Source organism: Allobosea sp. GW821-FHT10B12, from assembly GCF_059415545.1.
Genome location: NZ_JBWKNL010000001.1, coordinates 337,760 through 349,689, shown reverse-complemented (window position 1 = coordinate 349,689; position 11,930 = coordinate 337,760). Strand labels below are relative to the sequence as shown.

The window sequence follows — 11,930 nt, the reverse complement described above, 5'->3', positions numbered from 1 at the left end:
GGATAGCGACCGCCGCGAGTTGCGCCTTGGTGTGGAACGCCGGCCCTGCGGCGCGCTCTCACATCATCCAGTACGGCATCGTGCCGTAGTAATCGTGGACGCGCTTGCCGTACTCCTTGTCGTGCCAGTCCGGCTCGCCGTCGGCGCCGTACATCGGGGCAGCCTCCAGCTTCTCGCGGGTCAGGGGCACCACATAGCCGCCCTTCTCAACATCGTAGTCGAGCATGCTCCACGGGATCGGATGATATTTCTCGCCCAAACCGAGGAAGCCGCCGAAGGACATGATCGCGTAGGCGACCTTGCCGGTCGCCTTGTCGAGCATCACGTCGTAGATCGAGCCAAGATGCTCGCCAGCGGTGTTGTAGACCTCGGTACCGGCGACGCGCGCTCCGGCGATCAACGGATTGGCGGCGTGAGAGGCTGCGGTCATCGTAGCGCTCATCGGTCCCTCCATGAATAGTCATCGGGCCGACATGCGAGCCGGCTCGTCCCATCAACCCGACGGAAGCACCCGGGTTCCCTGCGCGACAGACAAAAATTGCATCGCCAGGAAAGGTCCGCGGAAGGCTTGCGTGAGCGTCCGGAAAGGCGTGGCGGGAAGGCCCAGCAGGCGGGCTGCGGAACAAATGCCGGCCAGTATGGTTTGAGGGTGGATCGAGCGTGCGGCTTCAGCCGGCGCAATCCGGGCGGCGAGCGAGCGTCAATCAGGCGCTGCCGGGCATCGTACCCACGGCACACCAGGACATCGCGCTTTGTATGTCTCGTCGTACAGCCGTCGGCCCTCAAGGGAAGGAAACGTCCGATGTTCAGGAAGCTTCTATTGGTAACCGCCGCGGTGGCCGCGCTCGGCGCCTGTACCCCCCGCGAGGAACGGACCGCGACCGGCGCGCTGATCGGAGCCGGTGCGGGCGCCCTGATCGGCGGCGCCGCGACCGGCCGCGCCGGCGGCGCACTGGCAGGCGCCGCAATCGGCGGAGCCGGCGGCGCGATCATCGGCAATGCGACTTCGCCGGATCAGATCTGCTACGGCCGTGACGAATGGGGCCGCCGCGTTCGCTACGCCTGCTGAGAGCTCGGCATCGAGACGAAGCAAGCCAGGGAATTCCCTGGCTTGCTTTGCTGCGCTCGCAATGACGGTCGCAGCGCTCAAACCGCTCCGTAGGGCCCGAACCTGCCGACGAAACGGTGGCGCCCTCCTGGGTAAAGCAGCCGCACCGCAGTGATAGGTTCGGCCTGATTCCAGGTCCGGCGCTCGACCAGCAGGCAGGGCTCGCCGGCATCGATCTTCAAAAGTTCTGCCTCCTGCGGCTCGGCCGCCACGGCGCTGATCGCGTGCTCGGCCTGCGTCCAAAGGCTGTTCTGCAGCAGCCAGTCGCCCGGCGGCGTCCCGGCGAAGCTTTCGTCGGCGACCTGTGGGATGGTCGCGATATGGATCACCCGGTCTTCCAGCACATGCGGCGCGCCATCGGCGAAATGCAGCAAGGTGAGATGCGCGACATTGGCCGAGCGGCCGAGCTCGAAGCGGGCGGCGAGCTCACGCGGCGCCTTGCCATCGTTCCGCTGCAGGATGCGATAGCTGTAGGCCTGCCCGAGCTCGCGCACCTCCTGCGGAATCGAGAGGATGTCGAGCATGGCATGGCTCGCCGGCGGGCTCGCGACGATCGTGCCCGAGCGACGCCGGCGCGTGATCAGCCCCTCGCGGGCGAGCTGTGCCAGCGCCCGGTGGACGGTCATGCGCGAGGCGCCGAGCCGCTCCATCAAGGCATGCTCGGCCGGCACGGCCGTCCCCGGCGGCCAGGTGCCGGCCAGGATCAGATCGCGGATGGCGCGACGGATCTGGTCATAGAGCGGCCCGGCTCCGTCCAGCGTCACGGCGTCGATCTGAGTGGCTGACATGGCTCCCTGTCTTCAGGCGAGGAGGTTGCGGATCACCTGGCCATAGCGGGCAGCGATGCGGGCGCGGTCAATGTGCCGGCCACCGCTGACCACAGGCTTTCCACCGACGATGGCCTCCGCGACCGGCAGCGCCGGGGCGGCGAAGATCGCGCTGTCGAGCGCGAAGTCGCCGCCCTTGCCGACAATCGCGGGATGCTCGGCATCGAGCGTGACGAGGTCGGCGCGATGGCCCGGCGCGATTGCGCCGATGTCGCGACCACAGGCCTGCGCTCCGCCGGCGCAGGCATCCTGCCAGAGCCGGAGGCCCGCGGAGATGCCGGGCTCAGCCCAGAGCGCGCGGCGCCGGTCGCGCAGGCGCTGCGAATATTCGAGCAGGCGCAATTCGCCGCCAGCGCCGATCTCGACATTGGAATCGCTGCCGACGCCGATGCGCCCTCCCTTCGCGCGGTAGCGCACGCCGTCGAAGATGCCGTCGCCGAGATTGGCTTCGGTGATCGGGCAAAGGCCCGCGACCGCGCCTGAGAGCGCCATGGCATCACGCTCGGCATCGCTGAGATGGGTGGCGTGGATCAGGCACCAGCGCTCGTTCACCGCGGTGTGCTGCATTAGGAGTTCGACCGGGCGGCGGCCGGTGATGGCGAGACTGTCCTCGACCTCGCGGGTCTGCTCGGCGACATGGATGTGCAAAGGCACGCCCGAACGCAACTCGGAGATCCAGTTCAGGTCTTCGAGCGCCACCGCCCGCAGCGAATGCGGCGCCATGCCGACGCGGGCATCGGGCAGGCCGGCGACCGCCTTCTCGCTGCCCTCGATCAGCCGCGCATAGGCATCCCGGTCATTGAGGAAGCGGCGCTGGCCGGCGGCCGCCGGCGCCTTGCCGAAATTGCCGTAGCGATAGAGCACCGGCAGCAGGGTCAGGCCGATGCCGGTCTCCTCGGCCGCAGCCGCGATCGCCCCGCCCATGGTGGCGATGTCGGCATAGGCGGCACCGTCCGTGTCGTGATGGAGATAGTGGAACTCGGCGAGCGCAGTGAAGCCGCCTTCCAGCATCTCGACCATTGCCTGGGCCGCGATCGCCTGGACGTCGTCGGGACTCAGGCGGTCGAGGAAGCGATACATCACCTCGCGCCAGGTCCAGAACGAATCCTCCGAGGCGCCGCGCCGCTCGGCCAGGCCCGCCATGCCGCGCTGGAAAGTGTGGCTGTGCAGATTGGGCAGACCCGGCAGCGCAAGACCCGCAAGCTTCGTCGCGCCGGCAGGCGCCGCCTGCCCCACCGCGACCGACATGATCGTTCCATGATCGAGCGTCAGCGTGACGTTCTCGGCGAAGCCCTCGGGCAGCAGCGCCTGGGCGAGATGCAGTGTCGTATGTCCGGTCACGCTGGTGCCCCTTTGGCCATTTGCCTTTTTATTTGCATATGCAAATCGAGCTTGCTATTTGCATATGCAATTGTCTAGCATAATCGTAACGAGACCGAAGTCGAGAGGAGGCGACGTGGCGGCGACCCCTTCCCCCAGCCACCGAGTGTGGACCAATGCCCGGCTCGCGACCATGGTCGCCGATACCGGCACAGCCTATGGCGCGATCGAGGACGGCATCGTCATCTCCCGCAACGGCCGCATCGTCTTCGCCGGCCAGAGCAGCGACGTCTCGAGCGTCGGCCAGGCCGAGGTGATCGATTGCGAAGGCCGCTGGATCACGCCGGGACTGATCGATTGCCACACCCATCTGGTCTATGGCGGCGATCGCGCCCATGAGTTCGAACTGCGCCTGAAGGGCGCGAGCTATGAGGAGATCGCCCGCGCCGGCGGCGGCATCGTCTCATCAGTCAAGGCGACGCGAGCCGCGAGCGAGGACGAGCTCTTCGCCAGCGCCGACAAGCGCCTCGCCGCCCTGATCGCCGAGGGCGTCACCACGGTCGAGATCAAGTCGGGCTACGGGCTCGACATCGACAGCGAGACCAAGGTGCTCGCCGTCGCCCGCCGGCTCGGCCGCGAGCGTCCGGTCGGGGTGCAGACCAGCTTTCTCGGCGCCCACGCGGTTCCAGCCGAATTCAAGGGCCGGCAAAGCGACTATGTCGACCTCGTCTGCGGCCCGATGCTCGATGCGATCGCCGAGCAAAACCTCGCCGACGCCGTCGACGTGTTCTGCGAGGGCATCGCCTTCTCGCCCGAGGAGACGGCCCGGGTCTTCACCGCGGCCAAGGCCAAGGGCCTGGCCGTCAAGATCCATGCTGAGCAGCTCTCCAATCTCGGCGGCGCGGCGCTGGCGGCCGGCTTCGGCGCGCTCTCGGCCGACCATCTCGAACATCTCGACGAGGCCGGCGTGATCGCAATGGCCAAGGCCGGCACGGTCGCCGTCGTGCTGCCCGGCGCCTTCTACTTCCTGCGCGAGACGGTGCAGCCGCCGATCGAGCTGCTGCGCCGGCACGGCGTGCCGATCGCGCTCGCCACCGACGCCAATCCCGGCACCTCGCCGCTGACTTCGCCGCTGCTGACCATGAACATGGGCTGCACCCTGTTCCGGCTGACGCCGGAGGAGGCGCTGGCCGGCATGACCCGCAATGCGGCGCTCGCCCTCGGGCTTCAGGACGAAATCGGCACGCTGGAGGCCGGCAAGGCCTGCGATCTCGCGATCTGGGAGATCGAGCGCCCGGCCGAACTCGCCTACCGCATCGGCTTCAACCCGCTTCACACCCGCATCCGGAACGGACAATGACCACGCTCTCGCTCACCCCCGGCAAGGCCGGCCTCGCCGATTGGCGCCATGTCATCGACGGCGCCACCGTCGCTCTTTCCGACACCGGCGCGATCGCCGCCGCCCAGGCGATCGTCGACGACATCGTCGTCGCCGGCACCGTGACCTATGGCGTCAATACCGGCTTCGGCAAGCTCGCCAGCGTCCGCATCGCCGACAATGATCTCGCGACGCTGCAGCGCAACCTCATCCTCTCGCATGCGGTCGGCACCGGCCCGGCCTTGCCGGACGAGGTCGTCGCACTGATCCTCGCCATGAAGGCGGCCAGCCTGGCGCGCGGCGCCTCGGGCGTGCGCCCCGTGGTGGTCGAGTCGCTGGTCGGCGCGCTGAAAGCGGGCGCGCTGCCGGTGGTGCCGGCCAAGGGCTCGGTCGGCGCCTCCGGCGACCTCGCCCCGCTCGCGCATCTCACCGCTGCGCTGATGGGCGTCGGCGAGATCAGGCTGAAGGGCGAGGTGCTGCCGGCCGCCGAGGCGCTGAAGCGCATCGGCCAGGCGCCGCTGGCGCTCGGCGCCAAGGAAGGCCTGGCGCTGATCAACGGCACGCAGGTCTCGGCCTCGCTGGCGCTGACCGGGCTCGCCAGCGTCGCCCGCGTTTTCGATGCCGCGCTGATCGCCGGCGCGCTCTCTGTCGATGCGCTGAAAGGCTCGGATACCCCGTTCGACCCGCGCATCCAGCAGCTGCGCGGCCAGCCCGGTCAGATCAAGGTCGCGGCATTACTGCTCGACCTGATCGCCAAGAGCGAGATCCGCGAGAGCCACCGCTTCGGCGACAGCAAGGTGCAGGACCCCTATTCGCTGCGCTGCCAGCCGCAGGTGATGGGCGCCGTGCGCGACCTTCTCGGCAATGCCGCCGCGACGCTCGCGATCGAGGCCAATGCCGTCACCGACAACCCGCTGGTGCTCGGCCCGGGCGAGATCGTCTCGGGCGGCAATTTCCACGCCGAGCCGGTCGCCTTCGCCGCCGACATGCTGGCGATGGCCACCTGCGAGATCGGCAACCTCGCCGAGCGCCGCATCGCGCTGCTGGTCGATCCGGTGATGAGCGGCCTGCCGCCCTTCCTCGCCCGCGATGCCGGCCTCAACTCCGGCTTCATGATTGCGCAGGTGACCGCCGCGGCGCTGGCCTCCGAGAACAAGCAGCGCGCCTATCCGGCCTCGGTCGACACCATCCCGACCTCGGCCAACCAGGAAGACCACGTCTCGATGGCGACGCATGGTGCCTTCCGCCTGATCGAGATGGCGAAGAATGCGGCGAGCATCATCGCGGTCGAATTGATGGCCGCGGCCGAGGCGATCGAGCACCACCGCCCGCTCAAGACCTCGCCGCGGCTGGAGCCGGTGCTGGCGCTGATCCGCGCCAAGATCGCGCCCCTGACTGAGGACCGCTACCTCGCGCCCGACCTCGCGGCTGCGACGGAGCTCGTGCTCTCGGGAGCACTCGGCAAGGCCGCCGGCGTCGACAGCTATGGGGAGCTTTCGGCATGAAGAACTCCCCCTTTCCGTCATGGTCGGGCTTGTCCCGACCATCCACGTCTTCGCTGGTCGAACGTGGTGTTCAAGACGTGGATGCTCGGCACAAGGCCGAGCATGACGAAGGAGTCAGCGCATGAGCACGGGAATCGTCTCCGTCACACGCGGCTCCTCGCCGCTCGTCCTGTCGATGCCGCATCCCGGCACCGGCCTGCCGGCCGAGGTCGCGGTGCAGCTCAATGCGCGCGGCAAACTGGTCGAGGACACCGACTGGCATATGCGCCAGCTCTATGGCTTCGCCGAGCGCTTCCAGCCGACCATTGTCGAGGCCGGGCTCTCGCGCTTCGTAATCGACCTCAACCGCGATCCGGCCGGCGTCTCGCTCTATCCTGGTCAGGCGACCACCGAGCTGGTGCCGACCACCACCTTCGACGGCGAGCCGATCTGGAACACGGCACCCGACGAAGCCGAGATCGCCCGCCGCCGCGCGGCCTATTTCCAGCCCTATCACGACGCCCTCGCCGCCGAGATCGAACACGCCAAAGCCCAGTACGGCTTCTGCCTGCTCTGGGACTGCCACTCGATCAAGTCGGTGATCCCGCGCCTGTTCCCGGGCACGCTGCCGACGCTGAACCTCGGCACCAATTCCGGCGCCAGCGCAGCGCCTTCGATCGAAGCCGCAGCGACCGCTGCGATGGCCAACGGCACGTTCACCCAGGTCGTCAACGGCCGCTTCAAGGGCGGCTGGATCACCCGGCATTACGGCCAACCGGCCGAACACGTGCACGCGCTCCAGATGGAGATCGCGCTTTCCGCCTATCTCAACGACGAAGCCGCGCCCTGGACCTTCGCTCCGGGCAAGGCCGCCAGCCTGCAAGCCACCCTTTCCGCGATGATCGAGGCCGCGCTCGCCGCCGCCACCCAGCTCGAACGGAGCAAGCCATGACCCGCCTGGACAATACCCGCGTCATCCGCCCCGCCACCGGCACCGAGCTCAGCGCCAAGAGCTGGCTGACCGAAGCGCCGCTGCGCATGCTGATGAACAACCTGCATCCGGATGTCGCCGAGAACCCGCAGGAGCTCGTGGTCTATGGCGGCATCGGCCGCGCCGCCCGTACCTGGGAGGATTTCGACCGCATCGTCGCAGCCCTGCGCCAGCTCGAGGCCGACGAGACGCTGCTGGTCCAGTCCGGCAAGCCGGTCGGCGTGTTCCGCACGCACAAGGATGCGCCGCGCGTGCTGATCGCCAATTCCAACCTCGTGCCGCACTGGGCGAACTGGGACCATTTCAACGAGCTCGATAAGAAGGGGCTCGCCATGTACGGCCAGATGACGGCCGGTTCCTGGATCTATATCGGCACGCAAGGCATCGTGCAGGGCACCTACGAGACCTTCGTCGAGGCCGGGCGCCAGCACTATGGCGGCAATCTCAAGGGCAAATGGGTGCTGACCGGCGGCCTTGGCGGCATGGGCGGCGCCCAGCCTCTCGCCGCGGTGATGGCCGGCGCCTCGTGCCTCGCGGTCGAATGCAACCCGGACTCGATCGATTTCCGCCTGCGCACGCGCTATCTCGACGAGAAGGCCGAGACGCTCGACGAGGCGCTGGCGATGATCGAGCGCTGGACCAGGAATGGCGAGGCCAAGTCGGTCGGCCTGCTCGGCAACTGCGCCGAGATCCTGCCCGAGATGGTCCGCCGCGGCATCCGGCCGGACATGGTCACCGACCAGACCTCGGCCCACGACCCGGTCAATGGCTACCTGCCGAAGGGCTGGACCATGGGCCAGTGGCGGCAAGCGCGCGAGGGCAATCCGAAGGCCGTGGAGAAGGCGGCCCGCGCCTCGATGCGCGAGCATGTCGAGGCGATGATCGCCTTCCAGGACATGGGCATCCCGACCTTCGACTACGGCAACAACATCCGCCAGATCGCCAAGGAAGAGGGGCTGGAGAACGCCTTCGCCTTCCCGGGCTTCGTGCCGGCCTATATCCGCCCGCTGTTCTGCCGCGGCATCGGCCCCTTCCGCTGGGCCGCCCTCTCCGGCGACCCGGAGGACATCTACAAGACCGACGCCAAGGTGAAGGAGCTGCTGCCCGACAACAAGCATCTGCACAACTGGCTCGACATGGCGCGCGAGCGCATCTCGTTCCAGGGCGTGCCGGCGCGGATCTGCTGGGTCGGCCTCGGCGATCGCCACCGGCTCGGCCTCGCCTTCAACGAGATGGTCAGGAACGGCGAGCTCAAGGCGCCGGTCGTGATCGGCCGCGACCATCTCGATTCCGGCTCGGTCGCCTCGCCGAACCGCGAGACGGAAGCGATGAAGGACGGCTCGGACGCGGTCTCCGACTGGCCGCTGCTCAACGCCCTGCTCAACACGGCGTCAGGCGCGACCTGGGTCTCGCTGCATCATGGCGGCGGCGTCGGCATGGGCTTCTCGCAGCATTCGGGCGTGGTGATCTGCGCCGACGGCACGGATGACGCAGCCGCCCGCCTGTCGCGCGTGCTCTGGAACGACCCGGCCACCGGCGTGATGCGCCATGCCGATGCCGGCTATGACATCGCGCTCGACTGCGCCCGGGAGAAGGGGCTGAACCTGCCGGGGATTTTGGGCTGACGAACCTCTCGTCTTTCCGGAGCGGCGCGTCAGCGCCGAGCCCGGAACCCAGAACCGATATCGCCCAATGTGAAGCTCACACGTCGGCAGTCTCATTCGGCTATGGCATTGGTTCTGGGTTCCGGGCTCAGGCCTATCGGCCTGCCCCGGAATGACGGCGTCGATGAACTTCAAGGTCGAGGACACCTCATGCGCATCATCCGCGCCGCCGACTGCCTGGTCATGCCGTGGAAGAACGGCGGCGGGACGACCACCGAGATCGCGGTGGCGCCCGAGGGCGCCTCGCTCAACGATTTCGACTGGCGCATCAGCATGGCCCATGTCGGACAAGACGGGCCGTTCTCGTCCTTCCCCGGCATCGATCGGACTTTGTCGGTACTGACCGGGGCCGGCATCACGCTGGCCTTCGTCGATGGCGAGCGTGTCAGGCTCAATCATGGCAGCGCGCCCTACCCTTTCGCCGCCGACCGGGCCGTCGACGGGGTGTTGGTGGATGGGCCGATCGACGACCTCAACGTGATGAGCCGGCGCGGCCGCTGGCAGCACCGGGTTGAGCGTCTCTCCGGAACAGGCTCGCTCACTGCGAGCGAAGGCCTGTTGGTGCTGGTCGCCCGCAAGGGTGGTTGGCTGGTGAACGGCGCGGCGCTTCCCGCCGGCGACAGCGCGATCCTCGACGCGCCGGGGCGCGTCGAGCTCACCATTAGCGGCGGCGAGGCGGAGCTTTATGCGGTTTGGTTGACGACTGAGGCCTGACCCAGGGCGTCATTCTCGGGCGAAGCGAAGCGCAGACCCGAGAATCTCGTGACGACAAGACGCCTGCTGGCGCTCTTTCCGGCCTGAGATGCTCGGGTCAAGCCCGAGCATGACGCTGCCTTCAAGCCGCCTGCCTCGGTTGCGGGCCGATATAGACCGATTGCGGCCGGATCAGGCGGCCGGTCTCGATCTGCTCGCGGGCATGGGCGAGCCAGCCTGTCGTGCGGCCGAGCGCAAAGACGCAGGTGAAGGCTTCCGGCGGGAAGCCGAGCGCCTCCAGCAGCAGCGCCGTGTAGAACTCGACATTGGTCTCGAGGGAGCGCCCAGGCTTGCGCTCGCGCAGGATGGCGAGTGCCGCCTGCTCGACCGCCTCGGCATGACGCAGGCGCCCGGCATCGGCCCCGAGCTTGGCGATCGCCTGCTTCAGTGCGTCGGCACGCGGATCGCGGACGCGATAGATGCGGTGGCCGAAGCCCATCAGCCGCTCGCCGCGACCCAGCGCATCCTCCAGCCAGGCGCGGGCATTGGCCGGCTCGCCGATCGCATCGAGCATCTCGATCACCGGCCCGGGCGCGCCGCCATGCAGCGGGCCCTTGAGCGCGCTGATCCCGGCCAACACGGCCGAGACCAGCCCGGCACGGGTCGAGGCAACGACGCGCGCGGCGAAGGTCGAGGCGTTGAGGCCGTGATCCGCGACGGTGACGAGATAGGTGTCGAGCGCCGCGGCCTGTGCCGCGGTCGGCGCCTCGCCGCGCAGCATGCGCAGGGTATCGGCTGCCTGTGACAGCGCCGGATCGGGAGCGATGGCGGCAAGGCCGCGCTGCTTGCGCACGGCGGCAGCGGTGAAGACAGCCGGCGCGGCGAGCAGCTGCAGCGCGGTGTCGGCGCCCTCGCCGTCGGCGATCTGCGCCGTCCAGGCGCGAATGGCCTCGACCGGCCCGAGATCGTTCGAAAGCGCCGTGCGCTCGACGATACCGAAGAGATCGGCGCGAGCCTTGCCGAGCGCTGCCGAGAGCTCGCGGCCCTGCGGCAAACCGGGCAGCAAGCCGTCGAGCATCAGCGCCGCCATCTCTTCGAAGCTGGTTCGGCCGGCGAGCTCGGCGAGGCTGTGGCCGCGGATCACCAGGCGACCGGCAGCGCCGTCGACCTCGGAGAGCACGGTATGGGCGGCGACGACGTCATCGAGACCATCGGACATGTCATGAACTCCTCAAAAGCGTTCGTCTCGAAAATCGGCTCCCGCATTGCAACAATCAATCTTGAACAATATAATCAATATATCCGGCGGAGGGGCGATGCAGGACTGGTTGACGGCACAGGAGGCGATGGCCCGGCTCGGGCTCAAGCCGCAGACGCTCTACGCCTATGTCAGCCGCGGGCTGATCGAGGCGCGCGGCGACGAAGGGGACTCCCGTCGCAGCCTCTACCGAGCCGAGGACGTCGCCCGGCTGGAGCACCGCAAGGCGCGCGGCCGGCGGCCGGCTGCAATCGCGGAGGACGCGATCGCCTATGGCGAGCCGGTACTGTCCTCCAGCATCACCACGATCGAGCGCGGCGGGCTCTGGTATCGCGGGCAGGATGCGGCGCGCCTCGCCGAGAGCGCCAAGCTGGAAGATGTCGCCCGCCTGCTCTGGGATTGCGGCACGCAGCGCTTCCCGCCTTTGGCGACGATCGTCCCGCCAGGCGAGCCGCTGGCGCGCATCTTCGCGGTGATCGCGGCGCGGACCGCGAGCGACCGGCCAATGGTCGGACGAACCAAGAAGGCGCTCTATCTCGAAGCCGCCGCCGTGCTCGACACGCTGGTCGACGCCATCGCCGGTGGGCCGGGCGAAGGGCCGATCCATGTCCGGCTGGCGCGCGCCTGGGGTTGTGAAACAGAAGGCGCCGAGCCGATCCGGCGGGCGCTCGTCCTGCTTGCAGACCACGAACTCAATGCCTCGACTTTCGCCGCGCGCGTCACCGCCTCGACCGGAGCCTCGCTCGCCGCCTGCGCGCTGGCCGGGCTCTCCGCGCTGTCCGGCCCCTTGCATGGCGGCGTCGCGCCGCGCGTGCTCGCGCTGATGCGGGAGATCGCGCGCGATGGGCTGGAGACGGCTCTCGCGGCACGGCTGGAGGCCGGCGCCAAATTGCCCGGCTTCGGCCATCCGCTCTATCCCGATGGCGACCCACGGGCGCGCGCCCTGTTCGCGGCGTTCGAGCCGCCTTCCGCTTACACCGAGGCGCAGGCCGCCATCGGCGCGCTGACCGGCGAGGAGCCGAACATCGACTTCGCCCTGTCGGCGCTGGCGGCCAGGCTCGCCTTGCCGGAGACTGCGCCGTTCCAGATTTTCGCGGCGGCGCGTTGCACAGGCTGGCTCGCTCATGCGCTGGAGCAGAACCAGACCGGCCGGTTGATCCGCCCGCGTGCCCGCTATGTCGGGCAGCCTCCCGCCTGAAAGCGGAGC

11 protein-coding genes are annotated in these 11,930 nt (G+C 68.6%); 7 read left to right on the top strand and 4 right to left on the bottom strand.

Annotation, left to right across the window (positions count from 1 at the left end; genetic code table 11):
• Window positions 1-58: 58 nt before the first annotated feature.
• Window positions 59-430: a PRC-barrel domain-containing protein gene (locus tag AC07O0_RS01685; protein ID WP_210187997.1), complete on the bottom strand. Its 372-nt coding sequence runs from the start codon at window positions 428-430 to the stop codon at window positions 59-61.
• A gap of 372 nt (window positions 431-802) precedes the next feature.
• On the opposite strand from AC07O0_RS01685, the gene AC07O0_RS01680 reads away from it, so the two are divergent.
• Entirely contained in the window at window positions 803-1,069 is a 267-nt protein-coding gene (locus AC07O0_RS01680; RefSeq protein WP_494619493.1) for a YMGG-like glycine zipper-containing protein, read from the top strand.
• Between the two features lie 77 nt (window positions 1,070-1,146).
• Here AC07O0_RS01680 and hutC read toward each other — a convergent pair whose 3' ends face one another.
• Together hutC and AC07O0_RS01670 are read right to left on the bottom strand one after the other, a co-directional pair.
• The gene (hutC, locus tag AC07O0_RS01675; RefSeq protein WP_494619491.1) at window positions 1,147-1,896 is read right to left on the bottom strand and encodes a histidine utilization transcriptional repressor HutC; all 750 of its coding nucleotides are present in this window, start codon (window positions 1,894-1,896) and stop codon (window positions 1,147-1,149) included.
• A gap of 12 nt (window positions 1,897-1,908) precedes the next feature.
• Window positions 1,909-3,276 (bottom strand): formimidoylglutamate deiminase, encoded by a 1,368-nt coding sequence (locus AC07O0_RS01670; RefSeq protein ID WP_494619489.1) that lies wholly within the window; start codon window positions 3,274-3,276, stop codon window positions 1,909-1,911.
• Between the two features lie 172 nt (window positions 3,277-3,448).
• Between AC07O0_RS01670 and hutI the strand changes: the two genes are divergently transcribed.
• From hutI to AC07O0_RS01645, 5 genes are all read left to right on the top strand, one after another.
• A complete protein-coding gene (gene hutI / locus AC07O0_RS01665; RefSeq protein WP_494620638.1) occupies window positions 3,449-4,615 on the top strand; it encodes an imidazolonepropionase in 1,167 nt (388 codons plus the stop codon).
• Window positions 4,612-6,138, top strand: a complete 1,527-nt coding sequence (gene hutH, locus AC07O0_RS01660) for a histidine ammonia-lyase (protein ID WP_494619487.1) — start codon at window positions 4,612-4,614, stop codon at window positions 6,136-6,138. Before hutI ends, hutH begins: the two co-directional genes overlap by 4 nt.
• 121 nt (window positions 6,139-6,259) lie before the next feature.
• On the top strand, window positions 6,260-7,069 hold the full coding sequence (gene hutG, locus AC07O0_RS01655) for an N-formylglutamate deformylase (RefSeq protein ID WP_494619485.1): 810 nt from the start codon (window positions 6,260-6,262) through the stop codon (window positions 7,067-7,069).
• Complete coding sequence (gene hutU / locus AC07O0_RS01650) at window positions 7,066-8,733, top strand: urocanate hydratase (RefSeq protein ID WP_494619483.1); 1,668 nt, start codon at window positions 7,066-7,068, stop codon at window positions 8,731-8,733. Before hutG ends, hutU begins: the two co-directional genes overlap by 4 nt.
• A 189-nt stretch (window positions 8,734-8,922) precedes the next feature.
• A complete protein-coding gene (locus tag AC07O0_RS01645; RefSeq protein WP_494619482.1) occupies window positions 8,923-9,486 on the top strand; it encodes a HutD/Ves family protein in 564 nt (187 codons plus the stop codon).
• Window positions 9,487-9,607: 121 nt separating this feature from the next.
• Here AC07O0_RS01645 and AC07O0_RS01640 read toward each other — a convergent pair whose 3' ends face one another.
• The gene (locus AC07O0_RS01640) at window positions 9,608-10,684 is read right to left on the bottom strand and encodes a citrate synthase/methylcitrate synthase (protein ID WP_494619480.1); all 1,077 of its coding nucleotides are present in this window, start codon (window positions 10,682-10,684) and stop codon (window positions 9,608-9,610) included.
• Window positions 10,685-10,781: 97 nt separating this feature from the next.
• Between AC07O0_RS01640 and AC07O0_RS01635 the strand changes: the two genes are divergently transcribed.
• Window positions 10,782-11,921, top strand: coding sequence for a citrate/2-methylcitrate synthase (locus AC07O0_RS01635; RefSeq protein ID WP_494619478.1), 1,140 nt, complete (start codon window positions 10,782-10,784; stop codon window positions 11,919-11,921).
• Window positions 11,922-11,930 lie beyond the last annotated feature (9 nt).